Origin of the sequence: Mycolicibacterium baixiangningiae, assembly GCF_016313185.1 — a bacterium.
Lineage (GTDB): Bacteria > Actinomycetota > Actinomycetes > Mycobacteriales > Mycobacteriaceae > Mycobacterium > Mycobacterium baixiangningiae.
This window is the reverse complement of record NZ_CP066218.1, coordinates 2,805,879-2,821,897: the sequence shown is the minus strand read 5'-3', so window position 1 is coordinate 2,821,897 and position 16,019 is coordinate 2,805,879. Positions and strand designations below refer to the sequence as shown.

At 67.3% G+C, this 16,019-nt stretch carries 15 protein-coding genes, 1 tRNA gene and 1 pseudogene; 5 read left to right on the top strand and 12 right to left on the bottom strand.

The window, feature by feature from the left end:
- Nucleotides 1-2: 2 nt before the first annotated feature.
- Both I7X18_RS13135 and I7X18_RS13130 read left to right on the top strand, forming a co-directional pair.
- The gene (locus I7X18_RS13135; RefSeq protein ID WP_193048549.1) at nucleotides 3-1,223 is read left to right on the top strand and encodes a glucosamine kinase; all 1,221 of its coding nucleotides are present in this window, start codon (nucleotides 3-5) and stop codon (nucleotides 1,221-1,223) included.
- Entirely contained in the window at nucleotides 1,220-2,191 is a 972-nt protein-coding gene (locus I7X18_RS13130; protein WP_193048548.1) for an SIS domain-containing protein, read from the top strand. Before I7X18_RS13135 ends, I7X18_RS13130 begins: the two co-directional genes overlap by 4 nt.
- Nucleotides 2,192-2,436: 245 nt before the next feature.
- Here the strand turns inward: I7X18_RS13130 and I7X18_RS13125 are convergent, their stop codons facing one another.
- The 3 genes from I7X18_RS13125 to I7X18_RS13115 form a co-directional block, all read right to left on the bottom strand.
- Nucleotides 2,437-3,222, bottom strand: coding sequence for a bestrophin-like domain (locus I7X18_RS13125; protein WP_193048547.1), 786 nt, complete (start codon nucleotides 3,220-3,222; stop codon nucleotides 2,437-2,439).
- 721 nt (nucleotides 3,223-3,943) lie between these two features.
- Nucleotides 3,944-5,542 (bottom strand): phytoene desaturase family protein, encoded by a 1,599-nt coding sequence (locus I7X18_RS13120; protein WP_193048546.1) that lies wholly within the window; start codon nucleotides 5,540-5,542, stop codon nucleotides 3,944-3,946.
- 630 nt (nucleotides 5,543-6,172) lie between these two features.
- Nucleotides 6,173-6,520, bottom strand: a complete 348-nt coding sequence (locus I7X18_RS13115) for a MerR family transcriptional regulator (protein ID WP_232375469.1) — start codon at nucleotides 6,518-6,520, stop codon at nucleotides 6,173-6,175.
- 107 nt (nucleotides 6,521-6,627) lie between these two features.
- On the opposite strand from I7X18_RS13115, the gene I7X18_RS13110 reads away from it, so the two are divergent.
- A complete protein-coding gene (locus I7X18_RS13110; protein WP_193048545.1) occupies nucleotides 6,628-7,338 on the top strand; it encodes an SDR family oxidoreductase in 711 nt (236 codons plus the stop codon).
- Nucleotides 7,339-7,597: 259 nt separating this feature from the next.
- A complete protein-coding gene (locus I7X18_RS13105) occupies nucleotides 7,598-7,891 on the top strand; it encodes a site-specific integrase (protein WP_193048544.1) in 294 nt (97 codons plus the stop codon).
- Between the two features lie 84 nt (nucleotides 7,892-7,975).
- On the opposite strand, the gene I7X18_RS13100 is transcribed toward I7X18_RS13105, so the two are convergent.
- Nucleotides 7,976-8,049, bottom strand: a tRNA-Pro gene (locus tag I7X18_RS13100).
- A gap of 343 nt (nucleotides 8,050-8,392) precedes the next feature.
- Between I7X18_RS13100 and I7X18_RS13095 the strand changes: the two are divergent.
- A pseudogene (locus tag I7X18_RS13095) lies at nucleotides 8,393-8,728 on the top strand (cryptochrome/photolyase family protein); the annotation flags it as partial.
- On the opposite strand, the gene I7X18_RS13090 reads toward I7X18_RS13095, so the two are convergent.
- From I7X18_RS13090 to I7X18_RS13055, 8 genes are all read right to left on the bottom strand, one after another.
- A complete protein-coding gene (locus tag I7X18_RS13090) occupies nucleotides 8,725-9,492 on the bottom strand; it encodes a sulfite exporter TauE/SafE family protein (protein ID WP_193048594.1) in 768 nt (255 codons plus the stop codon). The pseudogene I7X18_RS13095 and the gene I7X18_RS13090 sit on opposite strands and share 4 nt — an antisense overlap.
- A 49-nt stretch (nucleotides 9,493-9,541) precedes the next feature.
- Complete coding sequence (locus I7X18_RS13085) at nucleotides 9,542-10,480, bottom strand: sulfite exporter TauE/SafE family protein (RefSeq protein WP_193048543.1); 939 nt, start codon at nucleotides 10,478-10,480, stop codon at nucleotides 9,542-9,544.
- Between the two features lie 207 nt (nucleotides 10,481-10,687).
- Nucleotides 10,688-12,121 (bottom strand): ribosome biogenesis GTPase Der, encoded by a 1,434-nt coding sequence (gene der, locus I7X18_RS13080; RefSeq protein WP_193048542.1) that lies wholly within the window; start codon nucleotides 12,119-12,121, stop codon nucleotides 10,688-10,690.
- A complete protein-coding gene (gene cmk, locus I7X18_RS13075) occupies nucleotides 12,118-12,804 on the bottom strand; it encodes a (d)CMP kinase (RefSeq protein ID WP_193048541.1) in 687 nt (228 codons plus the stop codon). The genes der and cmk overlap by 4 nt, the downstream gene beginning before the upstream one ends.
- On the bottom strand, nucleotides 12,801-13,544 hold the full coding sequence (locus I7X18_RS13070; RefSeq protein WP_193048540.1) for a pseudouridine synthase: 744 nt from the start codon (nucleotides 13,542-13,544) through the stop codon (nucleotides 12,801-12,803). Before I7X18_RS13070 ends, cmk begins: the two co-directional genes overlap by 4 nt.
- Complete coding sequence (scpB, locus tag I7X18_RS13065) at nucleotides 13,541-14,236, bottom strand: SMC-Scp complex subunit ScpB (protein WP_193048539.1); 696 nt, start codon at nucleotides 14,234-14,236, stop codon at nucleotides 13,541-13,543. The genes I7X18_RS13070 and scpB overlap by 4 nt, the downstream gene beginning before the upstream one ends.
- A complete protein-coding gene (locus tag I7X18_RS13060) occupies nucleotides 14,233-15,060 on the bottom strand; it encodes a segregation/condensation protein A (RefSeq protein WP_193048538.1) in 828 nt (275 codons plus the stop codon). Before I7X18_RS13060 ends, scpB begins: the two co-directional genes overlap by 4 nt.
- Complete coding sequence (locus I7X18_RS13055; RefSeq protein WP_193048537.1) at nucleotides 15,057-15,929, bottom strand: ParA family protein; 873 nt, start codon at nucleotides 15,927-15,929, stop codon at nucleotides 15,057-15,059. The genes I7X18_RS13060 and I7X18_RS13055 overlap by 4 nt, the downstream gene beginning before the upstream one ends.
- Nucleotides 15,930-16,019 lie beyond the last annotated feature (90 nt).

Below are 16,019 nucleotides of genomic sequence, written 5' to 3'. Positions count from 1 at the left end.
CGGTGCAGTCCGACTCGACCGACCTAGACCCGCTCGATCTGCTGCGCCTCGGCGGTCGGCACGCACTGGCCATCGTCGACCGGGACGGCAGGCTCTCGGCGGTACCCGCCGTCGCCGATGGCGACCGGTGGCGACGAGCCGGCCCCGGTGACGGGACGGCCGAGGCGCTGCTGCAGTTGCTCGCCGGCACGCCCGGTCGTTCAGTGCGGGGACGGTTCGAGGTGGTGTCCTGGACCAGCGGGCCCACACCGGAAACTGAACGCCCCGTCACCGTTGATCAGACCAACGAATCGATCATCGTCGGCGACCGCGCGGTGGTGAAGTGGGCCACCCACCTCGAACCGGGTCCGCATCCGGCGCCCGGCAGGCTGGCCGCCCTCACCGCGGCGGGGTTCAGCGCGATGCCGACACCGTGGGGGGTGGTGACCTGGAGGCCGTACGACGGTGCAGAGACCTTGGTCGCGACCGTCACCGGCTATCTGCCCGGCGCCGTCGACGGCTGGACCTGGGCGGTGGAACTCGTCAAGGACGCCGCACGGTCGGGCGATCACGCCACGGCCATCGGTGTCTGCGCCAGGCTGGGAACGGTGGTCGCCGACCTGCACGCGTCGCTGGCGGCCACCGTGACGACCTCGACCCGCGCCGACGCGAAGCGTTGGCGCGATGGAGCGTTCGCCACCCTGGCGGCCGCGCGTGAACTGGCCGCCCCGGGCAACGCCCAACTGTTGGCCGATCACGACGAGCACATCACGGCGGTCCTGGACCGGCTGTCGACGCTGGTGGACATCCCGATCCTGAATGCGCACGGCGACCTGCACGTCGGTCAGGTGCTGCGCGCCGACGACCTGCTCTTCGTCACCGACTTCGACGGCAATCCGGTGCTCCCCCCGACCGAGCGGGTGCTGCCGGTCCCGGCGGCGGTCGATCTGGCCGGCATCCTGCAGTCGTTGTCCCATGTCGCGATCGTCGCGGCCGAACGCAGCGAGCTCGCGCCGGAGCGCCTCGCCCCGGTCGATGCCGATGCTCGGGGTGCCCTGCTCGACGCGTACCTGCACGGGCTGTCCGAGACCGGGCACGCCGGTCTGCACATCGAGCACGCGCTGACGGCCTTCCGGCTGCAGCAGGTGCTCCGCGAGATCGTCTACGCCGGTCGCCACCTGCCCCGGTGGATGTACGTCCCCGACGCGGCGCTACCCGCCTTCCTCCAGGAAACGAGCCGATGAACCCCGACGGATTCGCCGCCGACCTCGCCCGCAAGCCGGATGTGCTCTCGAAGCTCGCCGACTCACTCGCACAACACAATCCATGGTCGCGGTCGCTGCCCGCCGAGGTGTCCCGTGTGGTGTTCGTCGGCATGGGCTCCTCGGCCTACGCCGGCGGTGTGGCCGCCGCACGGCTGCGCGCCCGCGGTATCTGCGCCGTCTCCGAGATCGCGTCCTCGGAACTGCTGCCGGTCTGGGGTCCGGGCACCCTGGTGGTGGCGACATCGGCGTCGGGCGGTTCGGTGGAAACCCTTGACGCACTGGAGCGAATCGATCCCGCCGCGAGCACCGTGGCGTTGACCAACACCGCCGGATCGGCGATCACAGAACGCTGCGATGCGACCGTCGAGTTGCTGGCCGAGCCCGAGGTCGGCGGGGTGGCCTGCCGCAGCTACCAGCACACCCTGGCGATGCTCATGGCGCTCGAATGCCAGCTGACCGGCACCCCCACCGATGACCTGGTGGCCGCGATCGCCGGGGCCGCGCGGGCCAGCGATCACCTGCTGTCGACCGAGAACGACTGGCGCCCTGAGGTATCAGAGCATCTGCTAGGTCCAGACGAGGCCCACTTGTGCGCGCCGGCGCACCGCCTGTCCTCGGCGCAGCAGGGGGCGTTGATGTTCCGCGAAGGTCCTCGACGGTCGGCGATCGGGTGCGAGAGCGGTGACTGGAGCCACGTCGATGTCTACCGCACCAAGAACTCCGATCTGCGCATGCTGGTGTTCGCGGGATCGAAATGGGAGGCCCAGATGGCCGAGTGGACGGGCCCGCGCGGTACCCGCGTGATCGGCGTCGGCGGAACGGTTCCCACCGCCACCGCCACGGTGCGCTATCCCGGCGACGATGTCGACGATGTCCGGCTGCTCACCGAGACGCTCATCCCCGAGCTGGTGGCGGCGCGGGATTGGCAAGCCGCCGCCGCGACGTAACGGCGCGGCGCGGCCTGCTTGCTGCGGCATGGTAGACGAATGCGGCTACCGCGCCCGGCCTGCATCCATTCATCGGCCTGCAGTGGCGCGCGAAAAATTCTGGGGGTGGGTGACTCGCCATGGTCCAGTCCCTTCACGCCAACACGTCACCATCGTTTGTGAGACAGGACTACGGTTGCCCGCGTTGCACGCCGCGCGGAACACGCCTCGGCTGCATTCAGTCATACGTCCACCGGGCGGCATCCTTACGACAGCTGCTGGATGACCTGCTGCAGTGGGTCCGAGGACGTCCCGATCTCACCAATGAATGGGTGTGACAGTTCGGCGACGAGGAACAGGTTCACAGCCACCAAGACGCCCAGAATCGCCACCATCGTGTAGTGGGTGGCGGGTTTCTTAACGTCGTAGATGATGGCGCAGGCCAGAAGAAGGCCGCTGGTCAGCCAGATGACCGCCCACAGTGACCAGGGCGGGCCATCATCGGTGTGCGCTTGCAGTAATCGTTGCGTACGGGCCTGGCTGAGACTGTCGAGATTGTTGAAAGATGTTGAGAGTAGGGTCTTTTGCGCGTCGGTGCGCGCTTGAATCTCTTCGTACGCGGCATAGAGTTGCGTCAAGGCGCGATCAGCGTCCGGATGAGAACGGCCTTGGGCAACCTCGCGCCACTCGACTAGCGCTGCCTGCTGGTATTCGAGCAGCTCCTTTCGAATACGGTCGCCGTCAGGCTGGTCGAACACGGAAGCGGTCCTGACCAGCTGTACACCGGCTGCCCCTTCGGTACGCGCTCGTCCGTCCGCATCGCCGATTTGTCCCCACATCGCGGACACGACGAAGCCGAGGAAGAATGCGAACACGAAGCCGACAACCCCGAATGCGAACTTGATGACATCGTTGTGCTCTTCACCCTTGAGGCCGGGGAATTTGCGGCGCACGAACGTTTGAAGGAGCACGGCTCCGCCTGCGACCACGACGATGATTCCCAGCAACAGCAACCACGACGGAAGGTTGCTCACCAGCCATTGACTAATCATTCGACTCTCCTACCACGACGACAGCGGGCAACGTGGGAGGGCGCGGTCCCGCTCGCGCTGAACATCTCCGGCTGGTGGCTTCGATGACTCCGTCACGCCGAATTCGGCGGCGGTGGACCCGCGCAACTCGTGTCGGCGAACCGCGCTCGGGCACTGAACTAGTGACGTGCCGTCGCTATTCGTCTTCGCATACCCGGCCGCCCTGGGCGATCGAGGCGGAGCGAGGACAGATGGCTCGTGGCACTTGTGCTCGGCGCACGTCGCGTCAACATGAAACTCCCCAATCATCAAGTACCAAGCCAACAATGAGCAACACATATGCCCTGACGTGCCGCCAGCTCGAATCGTTCACGCCCGAACCACAAACGCGTTACCCGTCGTCAACCGACGTCTCCACCGCTTCCGGAGCGGTGTAAGAGTGGACGGCCCCCGTCCTACGTAGGCGAGGCACCATTTTCACAACGCCTGCAGTGGCAGTTCCTTTCGCATCTCGGCGCGGGTGGGTGTTGGTGCTGGGGTGGGTTTACAGGCTGTTGCTGATGGCTTCAAAGACGCCGGGCCCGCAGGGGGCAAAGGTGTCACCGATATCGCGGCGAGGACGGGGCGGGCTGGTTGACGTTTTGGCGGTCATTGACCGCGTGTCCGGGGCCAAACTGGTCACCGCGACGCGCACGCCGGGTTGGTGGCCGCGATCGGGGCGACTCTGCAGTGAGCGACACCGCTAGGACGTCACTCCGTCCGCCAGTAGTTGGCGGGCGACGATGTAACCCGACGAACCGCTCACGCCACCACCGGGCCACGTGCCGGCCCCGATCATGTACACGTTCGGCACCGCGGTGCGATGGCTCGGTTGGCCGGCCAACGGACGAAACAGGTAGCTCTGCGCAAGATCCTGAGCCCCGGCATATGCATCTCCGGGGCCGGCGTTCAGGTTGAAGGAGGCGAGGTCGGAGGGCGTGACGACGGTGTGCCCAAGGATGCTGCCGGTGATCCCGGGCGCGTGACGCTCCAAGGTGTTGAGCACCCGCTCGACGAAGCGGCTGGTGAGATCCTGGGTCCAGCCAACGTCGCCCACCTCGATGATTCCGGCTGCGTCACCGCGGGGTCGAGTCGGCACGTCGGTGACTTGCACGCGCATCACCGCCCGGCCCGCCGGTGCGCGCGTCGGATCGACGGCGGTCGGCACCTGGACCGAGAACGTGGGCTTACTCGGGAGCAACGAGGCCTTGGTGTGAGCGACGTGAAGTGCCAGCCCGTCCAGGGAGTCGGTCAAGAAGGGCTGTCCCACTCGGTCGAAGCGCTCGTCGGGCCAACGCGGCGGGCGGGACAGAGCCAGGTTCAGCTGCAGCTGGCCGCGCCCATAGCGGTAACGGGACGCCTGTCGGATCAAGTCCGTCGGAACGTCGGCATTCGAGAGCAGCCGTAGGTACAGCTGGTCCGGCGTGACTGATGCGATGACGGCGTCGACGGCGCGGACGAACTCGCCGTGCTCGGTACGCACGCCGACTGCGCGACCAGCCTCGACGACGATCTGCGTGACGTGCTCACCGGTGCGTACCGTGCCGCCTTGGTCGGCAACCAGACGCGCTAGGGCCTCGGCCAATCGGCCGCTCCCTCCCTCGGGCACGGGCTGACCACCCTGCATGCTTGCCAGCACGAACAACTTGACCCATATGCCGCCGCCGGCGTCGTCGGGCCCCTTGCCGAAGTGGGTGGCCCACGAACCGAGCATGCTGCGCAGGGTCGCCGAGGCGAATCGGTCGACCACGTCCCGTGCGGATTCCACCAGGGAGGCGGCGAAGGAGGAGAATCCCACTCCGCCGGAACCGGTCAGGAGCCTGTCCCTGATCTGCTTGGCCTCCGCCGAGGTGAGGTCTTCGGAGAAGAGCGCGAAGACGTCACCCACCGAGGGGGCGAGCTCCTCGATGAGTTCGCGAAACGTCGCCCCGTCACCAGGAACCAGTCGGTCCGCCTCCGCGACGAACTCCTCCATGGTCCTCGGCATCACGGCCGTGGTCCCATCCTCCATCGACACGCCGGACGGGTGGACGGGGTCGACGTAGCGGAGCCCGACGGACTCGAGCTTTGCACCCAGGTCTCGGTAGACGGGGCCGGCAAAGAGCAGCGTGTGCGCAGCCGAAAAGGTGTCCCCGCGAAATCCGGGGATGATCTCGTCTGTCCGCACGAATCCGCCAGGACGGTCGTTGTTGTCCAGAACCAGCACGCTGCGACCGGCCCCGGTGAGGTAGGCGGCCGCCACCAACGCGTTGTGACCACCGCCCACGAAAATCACGTCGTACAAGTCCGTGTGCTCGCCCATCGTCACTTTCCCGCCTCGAAAGCCCCCAGATGGAAACGTTGCGGAACGGGGAAACATTCGACACACGAGAGGTCAGCGGCGCTACAACGCCGCGAGTACGCGGACCCTCGCTCTACGGTACGTCAGTGGCACCGACGCCGAGGAGACCTTGCGCGCCAGGACGATGACGCTGCCGCCATGCCATCCACATCGTCACCGAGGTCGCGAAGGCACTGGACTACGCGCCCCACCGCGCTGCTGGGCGTGTCGTGTCGCTGCTGGGCGTGTCGTGTGATGTGCAACTTCAAGACAGGTCGGACGGCGGGGGTCCCAGAGACCGTTAACGGGTTCGGCCCGGGAAGGGTCTGCGGTAGGTGGTTAGCTGCATAGGGCTGTCTCTTTTCTCTGGTAGAGAGACACCCTGCCCGCCAAGAATGTAAGAACCCAACTGTGGGTGTCGCATTTGAACTATGCCAGTCGTGACGCCGAGCACACCCCAGCAAATTTGCCGCCTGTGGTAAGTGATCCGGTGAGGACGAACCATCCGAGTGATACCAGCCGCGATACCGCACCTGGCCGCTGGTCTGGTGTTGCCGCGAGACCGAGCGGAGGAGGACCCGCCGCGCCACTGGAGGACAAGTGGTGGTCAATTCATGGATGCGCGACCGCGGGTCGGGACAGGAGGTTGCGCCGCGTCTCGGTGATGATGTGGTCAAGGCGGTCACGCGTGGCGGTCAGCCTGCTCACTTCGGCGTCGATCCGGGCCCGTTCGCAGACCAGGTGCTGCACCATTGCCGGTGTCGCCGTTCCCGAGTCGATGCAGGGCAGCAGCTTCACCACGCCGTCGCTACTCAGGCCGGCGGCGAACAATTCCCGTATGAGCAAGACACGCTCGATCGCATCCTGCTCATAGATGCGCTGCCCGCCGCCGGTCCGGCGCGACAACAACAGCCGCCGCTGTTCGTAGTAGCGCAGTGAACGCACGCTGGCACCCGTCATTCTGGAGTTCACCGATCTTCATTGGCGCCCTTCGGAGGAATTTCGCGACCTATCTCACAGTGCACGTCCTTGGACCTGACACTGATGTCACATCTTAGGGTCGAAGTGTGGAGATACGGAATGCAACAGTCCTGGTTACCGGCGCCAACCGAGGTTTAGGTGCGGAGTTCGTCCGACAGCTGATCGAGCGGGGTGCCGCCAAGGTTTATGCCGCAGCGCGGCGGGCGGAAGCTGTTCCCGGCGGTGACACGCGCATCGTGCCGATCCGCCTTGACATCACAGATGAGGCGATGGTGGCAGCAGTCGCCAGCGCTGCCACCGATGTCGACGTGGTGATCAACAATGCTGGCGTTATGACGATGCAGAACCTCGTGACGGGTGAAATTGATGCCATTCGTCTCGAAATGGCCACCCACTTTTGGGGCACACTGTCGATGACACGCGCCTTTGCGCCGATTCTGGCAGGCAATGGCGGTGGCGCCATCCTCAACGTGATGTCGGTCGGATCCTTCCAAGTGTTCCCCGGCAACGGTGCCTATGCCGCGGCCAAAGCCGCCGAGTGGCAGCTGACCAACAGCACTCGACTTGAGTTGGCGGCCCAAGGCACTCAGGTCGTTGGGCTGCACCTGTCGGCCACTGACACCGACATGCTGGCAGGCGTTGACATGCCCAAGAACAACCCTGCCGAGGTGATCCGCCAGGCACTCGACGGCCTGGAGTCTGGGTTAGATGAAGTACTGGCCGACGCCGATACCAAGGCAGTGAAAGTACTGCTGGCTCAACCGCCAAGGGACATGTATGCCGGGATCATCCAGTAAGGGCAACACCCTTCGAGTTTTGTTCACCGGCAGCGACAGCACGCCGAGCGGCTTCCCGGAGACGACGCGACGGCGCGAGCGGGCGATCTGGGATGAGATCGGGCTTGCTGGACAATAGGGTAGGCAGGAACTGCGAGTCCGAACCTGGACCGGAGAATGAGTGCCGCTCCATGCTGGCATGGTCACCGCCCTCAGGCCCCGGCGTAAATAGCCGCTCCAGGAGCGTCTCGCGGCTGGCGATCAATGGATCGACACGAAGATGGTGCTCGCCACCGAGTTCGGCACGATGGTCGACCCGCGCAATCTGCTAAGGACTGTCGAAACCGCGGCGAGGAAGGCCGGTATCGAAGACGTGGATGCCCACACCATGCGCGCCGCCTTCGCGTGGCTGGAGTCGAGCGTCCATATCAAGGCGGCGTCCGATCTGCTTGGCGACCCGTCCATCGCCATCACCGGCGATGTGTACGGCCACACCTCGGATGACACGGCGCGGGCCGCGGTCGACGCGTTGGCGGGCCGCCTCGGGTTGGCGGAGGTTGGCGTACAGCGGTGAACGTCTGTCGGGTTGGCGTACGCGTTGGCGTACGGGACGGAAAAAGACACCTTCCGAACCTTCGGAAAGTGCCTCTGACCTGCGTCGGGCTGACAGGATTTGAACCTGCGACCACTTGACCCCCAGTCAAGTGCGCTACCAAGCTGCGCCACAGCCCGTTGCCGCCGGATTCCTCCTGCAGCAGCACGTGAGCCTACCGCACAGCACTCCGTGAATCCCAACCGCTCGCCACTGTGCAGTTTCATACGCGACACGCCGATCGCTGCGTATTAGCCCGCACACTCGCGGCGGGGCGCCGACCGCGCAAGCGCGTTTCGAACCAGTTCGTGACCGCCGGACCCAACCCCGTCACCGGACCGCCAACAGCTCGTAGCCTCGGGCCGGTGACGGGCGCACACGACGACACCCCGCTGTGGCTCTTCGCCGACCAACTCGGTCCGGCCGTTCACGGCGGGGAGCACGCCCACCCCGAGGTGCTACTGATCGAGGCCACCTCCGCACTCCGCCTACGTCGACGGGTTCCGCTGGGTGATGCCCACCAACGTCGTCGACATGAGTCAACACGCCGACGGCGGGCTACTCGCCAGGAAGCCCTACGCCGCCGGGGGCGCCTACATCAACAAGGTGAGCGACCACTGCGGCAACTGCGCATACGACCCGAAGAAGCGCCTCAGCGCGGACGCGTGCCCGTTCACCGCCGGCTACTGGTCGTTCGTGCATCGCCACCAGAGCCGGCTCGCCCGCAACATGCGCACCCGGCGGGCGGTGCAGGGCATAAACCGGCTCGGTGACCTGGATGACGTGCTCGCCCAGGAGATGTCGCGACCGACCTTCTAGACGGTCACCAGCCGCCACAGCCCGATCAGGCCGACGACGACGATGACCGCACGCAACGCGCCCGGCGACAGCCGGCGGCCGTAGTGCGCGCCGAGGAATCCGCCGATCAGGGAGCCGATGGCGATCAGACCCGCAGCGGCCCAGCTGATCCGGTCGAAGGCGACCAACGTATACGCGACGGCCGCCACGATGTTCACGACCAGCGACAGCAGGTTCTTCGCGGCGTTCATCCGCTGCATGTCCTCGGGCAGCAGCGCCCCCATCACCGCGATCAGCAGAATGCCTTGCGCGGCGGTGAAGTAGCCGCCGTAGACGCCGACGAGGAACGTCCCGGTCACCAGCGCGGCCATCCTGCCGCGGCTGATGTGGTCGAGCGAGCGCCCTGCCTTCTCGGAGCGTTGCCTGGCCCATGCCTGGATCCTCGGGCCGACGACCACGAGGATCAGCGCGGCGATCAGCAGAACCGGAACGACCGCGATGAAGACTCTCTCGGGCAGGTGCAGCAGCAGCCACGCGCCGGCGAGCGCGCCGATTAGAGAGCCCGGGATCTGCCAGCGCAGCCGGTGCCACTGCCCACGCAGTTCACGGCGATACCCCCAGGTGCCGGACACTCCCCCGGCCACCAGACCGACCGCGTTCGACATGGTCGACGTGACCGGCGGATAGCCGAGTGCGACCAGTGTCGGGAAGGTGATCAGCGTGCCGGACCCCACGATGGCGTTGATCGCGCCCGCACCGACGCCTGCCAGGGCGATGAGGAACATGTCGACGAGGGGCACCCGAAAACCCTAGTGCGTTCCGCTGGGACGGGCCTCAGCGCACCTCGTCGGCGGTTTCCGCCGGCCGCTCGACAACCGCGACCTGCGCTTCGAGCTCGCGCGGCACGTAAGCCGGCGCGCGCATGATCCGCCACGCGAGCATCAGGCAGACCGCCCACGCGACCACGATCACCGCATAGACGAACGTCGACCACGGCCATCCGATCCCGAAGTAGTGCACCAGCTTCTGGGAGTTGGTGAGCACGATGACGCCACCTACGCCCGTGCCCAGGAGCGCCGGGCTGACCCGGCTGACCAGCCAGGCGGCGAAGGGCGCGGCGATGACGCCGCCGACGGCCAGAGCCAGGACCACGCCGAGGTTGTCGAAGAACTCGTTCCGCAGGCCGACCAGAAAGCCCAGCGACGCGGACGCCGCGACCAGGAACTCCGACGCGCTGACCGAGCCGATCACCGTGCGCGGCGCGGTCTTGCCGCTGGAGAGCAGGGTGCTGGTGGTGATCGGACCCCACCCACCGCCGCCGGAGGCGTCGATGAATCCGCCGAACAGTCCGAGCGGAGTGAGGAACTTCGCTCCGTGTTTGGTGCCGTTGCCGCCGATCGTCGGCGGCGTGCGCAGCGAGAAGCGCAGCAGTACGTAGACCCCGATGCACAACAGGATCGCCGCCATCAGCGGCGCCGCGTCGTCGGTGGACAGCGCCGACAGCAGCGTGGCGCCCAAGAATGCGCCGACCGCCCCGGGTACGCCGAGTTTGGCGACGATGGACCAGTCGATGTTCTTGAACCGCCAGTGCGAGATTCCCGACGCCAGCGTCGTGCCCACCTCGGCCAGGTGTACCGCGGCGCTCGCCTGGGCGGCGGCCACCCCCGACAGGACGAGCAGGGTCGACGCAGTGACGCCGAACGCCATCCCGAGTGCACCGTCGACGAGTTGGGCGCCTACCCCGACGAGGGCGATGATGAGGAGCGAACGCATGGGTCCGGCTTTCGACTTCGGCGGCGCCTGGGAAAGGCAGCCTGAATCAGCAGTGGGCGCGTATCAGGGACGCGCGCAACACCATTCGTCGAAAGCCATCAACCGGCGCGACGGCCAGAAGGGCTGCAGAGCGCAGGCATGGGAGGGTGCGGCGCGGAAGGCGCGTTCAGCCACCGTGGTCCCCTCTCTCCTGCGGATCAGTTCACTCTACTTGCGCGACTGCGAGCCGCGCTTCTCGCGTACCCGTACGTTGATCCGGATCGGGCTGCCCTCGAACCCGAAGGTCTCGCGCAGCCGCCGTTCGAGGAACCGGCGGTAGCCGGCCTCGAGGAAGCCGCTGGTGAACAGCACGAAGGTGGGCGGCCGCGCGGTGGCCTGGGTGGCGAACAGGATTCGCGGCTGCTTGCCGCCGCGCACCGGAGGCGGGGTGGCCGCCACGATCTCCTTGAGAAACGTGTTCAGCCGGCCCGTCGAGATGCGGGCGTCCCACGACTGCAGCGAGGTCTCCAGGGCGGGCACCAGTTTCTGCACGGCCCGCCCGGTCATCGCCGAGATGTTGACCCGCGGCGCCCACTGCACCTGCGCCAGTTCCCGGTCGATCTCGCGGTCCAGCACATAGCGGCGATCCTCGTCGACCAGATCCCACTTGTTGAACGCGAGCACCAGCGCGCGCCCCGCCTCGATGACCATCGAGAGCACCCGCTGGTCCTGTTCGGTGAGCGGTTGGGAGGCGTCGATCAGGACGAGCACCACTTCGGCGGCGTCGATGGCGCCGTGGGTGCGCACCGAGGCGTAGAACTCGTGTCCGCTGGCCTGCCCGACCTTGCGGCGCAGACCAGCCGTGTCGACGAACCGCCACGTCTTGCCGCCGAGCTCGATCAGCGAGTCCACCGGGTCGACGGTGGTGCCCGCGACGTCGTGAACCACCGAACGCTCATCGCCGGCGAGGCGGTTGAGCAGCGAACTCTTCCCCACGTTGGGCTTGCCGACCAGGGCGACGCGGCGCGGACCTCCGCCGCCCCCGCCGACCTCGGACACCGAGGGCAGCTTCTCGAGCACCCGGTCGAGCAGGTCGGCGACGCCGCGGCCATGAATGGCGCTCACCGCATTCGGCTCGCCCATACCCAGCGACCACAGCGCGGCCGCATCGGCCTCACCGCGTTCGGTGTCGACCTTGTTGGCCGCCAGGAACACCGGTTTGCCCGACTTGCGCAGCATGCGGGCGGCGGCTTCGTCGGCGGCGGTGGCGCCGACGACGGCGTCGACCACGAGGATGATCGCGTCCGCGGTCCGCATCGCGACAGTGGCCTGATCGGCCACCAACTGTTGCAGCCCTTTGGCGTCGGGCTCCCAGCCGCCGGTGTCCTGCACGACGAAGCGGCGCCCCGACCACGTCGCGTCGTAGGAGACGCGGTCCCGGGTGACACCGGGGATGTCCTGTACCACCGCTTCACGCCGGCCCAGGATGCGGTTCACCAGGGTCGACTTCCCGACGTTGGGCCTGCCGACGACGGCCACCACCGGTGGTGGCGCGGCGGCCTCCTCGATCGCCTCGGCGACCTCTTCGGCGCCCAGTTCCCAGTCCCGTTCGTCGACCCAGGTGCCGTCCTCGGGTGATGTCCCGTCCTCGGGTGATGTCATCGTCGCGCTCCTGCCCTTTGGTGCACCAGATCCTGCAGGTGCGCGACCACTTCGGTTTCCGTCATATCGCTGGTGTCGACCACGAGGGCGTCGTCGGCGGCGCGCAGCGGCGAGACGGTCCGCGTCGAGTCGAGATGGTCGCGGCGCCGGACGTCGGCCAGCACCGCGGTGTAGTCGTCGGCTTGACCGCCGGCGACGTTCTGGTTGTTGCGCCGGCGGGCCCGTTCCTCGGCCGAGGCGGTCAGGAAGATCTTGACGTCCGCGTCGGGCAACACCACGGTGCCGATGTCGCGGCCTTCGACGACGACGCTGTCCGGTCCGTCGGACAGGCGGCGCTGCAGTTCCACCAGCCGCGCCCGCACCGCGGGCACCGCCGACACCGCGGACACCGCCTGCGTGACGGCGTCACCGCGGATCTCGGCCGAAACGTCTTCTCCGGCAAGCAGAGAGCGGTCCTCGTCGGGGTCATGGCCGACCGAGAGTTCGACCCCATCCACCGCCGCGGCCACCGCTTGCGCATCAGCGGGATCGATGCCCGAGCGCAGCACCGCCAGCGTCACGAGCCGGTACATCGCGCCGGTGTCGAGATACCTTGCACCCAGTGCGCGCGCCAAACCCTTTGACACCGAGGACTTTCCAGTTCCAGCGGGGCCGTCGACGGCGATCACCAACCCGTCAGTCACATTCCCACCGCCTTGTACAGTTCACCGATCTCCTTGCGGGTCAACACCCGGATGCTGCCGGGACGCTGCTCGCCGAGCGACACCGACCCGATGTCGGTGCGCACCAACTCCTGCACCGGGAATCCGACGGCCGCCAACAGTCGACGAACGATACGCTTGCGGCCCTCGTGCAGGGTGACCCTGACCATCGATCGACCGGGTAGAGCGTCCACCACCGCGAAATCGTCGACCCGAACCGGACCGTCGTCCAGCTCGACGCCCGCGCGCAACTTCTTGCCCAACCCGCGCGGCACGGTGCCGAGCACGGTCGCGATATATGTCTTCGGCACCTCGTAGGACGGGTGCATCAACCGGTGTGCCAGTTCACCGTCGTTGGTCAGCAGCATCAGGCCCTCGGTGTCGGCGTCGAGCCGCCCGACGTGGAACAACCCCTTGTTGCCGCGCACCCGGTGCTCGACGAGGTCGCCGACGCACGGTCGTCCCCGGTCGTCGGACATCGTGGAGTGCATACCGAGCGGCTTGTTGATGGCCAGATACATGAGGGTGTCGTCGAGCTGGACCCGCGTGCCGTCGACGCGGATCTCCGAGCCGGCAGGATCCACCCGGGTGCCCAGTTCAGTGACGATGCGGCCGTCGACCTCCACACGGCCGTCGAGGATCATCTTCTCGGCGACACGCCGCGAGGCGATTCCTGCCTGCGACAACACTTTCTGTAGTCGGACACCATCGGGTTCGGTCATCGGTCATCCTTGTCCACGTCGAAGGACATCGGCTGTCCGGTGGGTGCGGGCACAGCGCCCAGTTTGGCGAATCTCGGTTCGTCCCCGAGCGATTCGCTGAGGTCGTCGATCATGTCGACATCGGGCAGCAACGGCGCGATGTCGGGTAGATCAGCCAGCGACGATAGCCCGAGCCGCTCCAGGAACAGCTCTGTGGTGGCGAACGTCACCGCACCGGAGTCAGGGTCGGTGCCGGCCTCGGTGATCAGCCCACGGGCCAGCAGCGTGCGGATCACGGCGTCGACGTTGACCCCTCGGACAGCACTGACCCGCGCACGGGTCACGGGCTGGCGGTAGGCAACCACGGCCAGCGTCTCCAGCGCGGCGCGGGTCAGCTTGGAGCGGGCGCCGTCGAGCAGCAACCGCTCCACGTAGGGGGCGTAGCGCGACCTGGTGTACATCCGCCAGCCGCCGCCCGCCTCACGCAGGTCGATGCCGCTGTCGCGACCGGCCAGCTCAGCGGCCATCCCGGTCAGTGCGGTGACGATCCGGTCGCCGGGCTGTTCGATCACGGCGGCCAGTTGATCGACGGTGGCCGGGGTGTCGACGACCAGCAGCAGCGCCTCGAGTACGTTGCGCAGTTCGGAATCGTCGAGCTCGGGGGCGGTCGCGACGTCGATGCCGAGGTTGCCTTCGGAGATCTCGTCGGTCATTGCTCTCGTTGTTCCCCCGCGTCGACGGTTGCCAGGTGGTCGTTGGTCGGCCGATCCCCGGTCCACGAAACCTGGAGCACACCAAGCGGTTCTGCCTGGTCGAATGCTACCGCCCGCGCCCGGTACAACTCGAGCAGCGCCAGGAACCGGCCGACGATCTCGATGCCGCCCTCGCAGTCGGCGACCAGATCGGCGAATGTGGCCCACTGGCCGACCCCGCGCTGTTCCAGCAGCGCCAGCAACCGCTTGGCCTGTTCGGGCACCGACACCGCCGACACGTGCAGGTGCTCGGTGCCGACGGTGGGGACCGGCCGCGGGGTGAACGCCGAGGCCGCGATCTCGGCGAAGTGCGCCGCGTCGACGCCGAGCATGACCTCGGGTAACAGTTCGCTGTAGCGGGGCTCCAGCGAGACCGCCCGCGGATAGCTGCGCAGCGCGGCGGCCTCCAGCTCGGCGAACATCACCGCCACGTGTTTGAACGCCCGGTACTGCAGCAACCGCGCGAACAGCAGATCGCGCACTTCGAGCAGGGCGAGGTCTTCTTCGTCGTGCACCTCACCGGCCGGAAGCAGGCGGGCGGCCTTGAGATCGAGCAGTGTGGCGGCGATCACCAGGAATGCCGTCGTCTCGTCGAGCCCGAGCTGGCGGCCGATCGTCTTGGTGTAGCCGATGAAGTCGTCGGTCACCTGGTGCAGCGCGACCTCGGTCACGTCGAGCCGGTGGGCGAAGATCAGCTGGAGGAGCAGATCGAACGGCCCCTCGAAATTGGTCAGCCGAACCTGGAAACCGCTCTTGTCTGGCTGCTCCCGGTCCTCGCCGCTCACGCGCCGAACCGGTCGATGACTTCCCGTGCCAACGACCGGTAGGCCTCCGCGCCGGTCGACTTCGGCGCCCACGTGGTGATCGGCTCGCCGGCGACGCTGGTCTCGGGAAAACGCACGGTGCGGCTGATGACGGTGTCGAAGACCAGATCGCCGAACCGCTCCACCACCCGCGCCATCACTTCTCGGGCGTTGACCGTGCGCGGGTCGTAGCGGGTGACCAGAATGCCGCTGATGTCGAGTTTCGGGTTGAGCCGGTCGCGGACCTTGTCGACGGTGTCGGTGAGCAGCGCCAGCCCGCGCAGCGAGAAGTACTCGCATTCGGTGGGGATGATCACGCCGTCACTGCAGGCCAGGCCGTTGACCGTGAGCAGTCCGAGCGAAGGCTGGCAGTCGATCAGCACGTAGTCGTAGCGGTCGAGCACCGGATGCAGGGCGCGGGCCAGCGTCTGCTCGCGGCCGACCTCGTTGACCAGCTGGATCTCCGCGGCCGACAGGTCGATGTTGCTCGGCACCAGATCGAGGTTCCTGACGCGGGTGTTGATGACGACGTCCTCGATCGACACCCTCGGCTCGACGAGCAGGTTGTGCACGGTGTGGTCGAGTTCGTAGTGCGGTACGCCCAGTCCGGCCGACAGCGCCCCCTGGGGGTCGAGGTCGACCAGCAGCACCCGCCGTCCGTATTCGGCGAGGCTGGCGCCGAGGTTGATGGTCGAGGTGGTCTTGCCGACCCCACCCTTCTGGTTGCACATCGCGATGACCTTGGCCGGTCCGTGCGTGCTGCGGGGTGCGGGCTCCGGGATCTGTCGCTGCGGCCGCCCGGTCAGACCCGTCGCCACAGGCGCGTCGGCACCCGCGGCGTCATTGGTCATGCCGGACCGCCGCAGGCCGGGCACTCCACACGCAGGGCGAACATCCGCTTGAGTTTAACGTCGCGGGGGTGTCCGCACGGGGAGACCCGC

Bases quoted from the DNA above. Each gene is read 5' to 3' on its own strand.
- der (WP_193048542.1), bottom strand. From the start codon at position 12,121: ATGACATCACCCGAGGACGGGACATCACCCGAGGACGGCACCTGGGTC.
- scpB (WP_193048539.1), bottom strand. From the start codon at position 14,236: ATGACCGACGAGATCTCCGAAGGCAACCTCGGCATCGACGTCGCGACC.
- I7X18_RS13090 (WP_193048594.1), bottom strand. From the start codon at position 9,492: ATGTTCCTCATCGCCCTGGCAGGCGTCGGTGCGGGCGCGATCAACGCC.
- I7X18_RS13085 (WP_193048543.1), bottom strand. From the start codon at position 10,480: ATGCGTTCGCTCCTCATCATCGCCCTCGTCGGGGTAGGCGCCCAACTC.
- I7X18_RS13115 (WP_232375469.1), bottom strand. From the start codon at position 6,520: ATGACGGGTGCCAGCGTGCGTTCACTGCGCTACTACGAACAGCGGCGG.
- I7X18_RS13125 (WP_193048547.1), bottom strand. From the start codon at position 3,222: ATGATTAGTCAATGGCTGGTGAGCAACCTTCCGTCGTGGTTGCTGTTG.
- I7X18_RS13055 (WP_193048537.1), bottom strand. From the start codon at position 15,929: ATGACCAATGACGCCGCGGGTGCCGACGCGCCTGTGGCGACGGGTCTG.
- I7X18_RS13105 (WP_193048544.1), top strand. From the start codon at position 7,598: ATGGTGCTCGCCACCGAGTTCGGCACGATGGTCGACCCGCGCAATCTG.
- I7X18_RS13070 (WP_193048540.1), bottom strand. From the start codon at position 13,544: ATGACCGAACCCGATGGTGTCCGACTACAGAAAGTGTTGTCGCAGGCA.
- I7X18_RS13120 (WP_193048546.1), bottom strand. From the start codon at position 5,542: ATGGGCGAGCACACGGACTTGTACGACGTGATTTTCGTGGGCGGTGGT.
- I7X18_RS13130 (WP_193048548.1), top strand. From the start codon at position 1,220: ATGAACCCCGACGGATTCGCCGCCGACCTCGCCCGCAAGCCGGATGTG.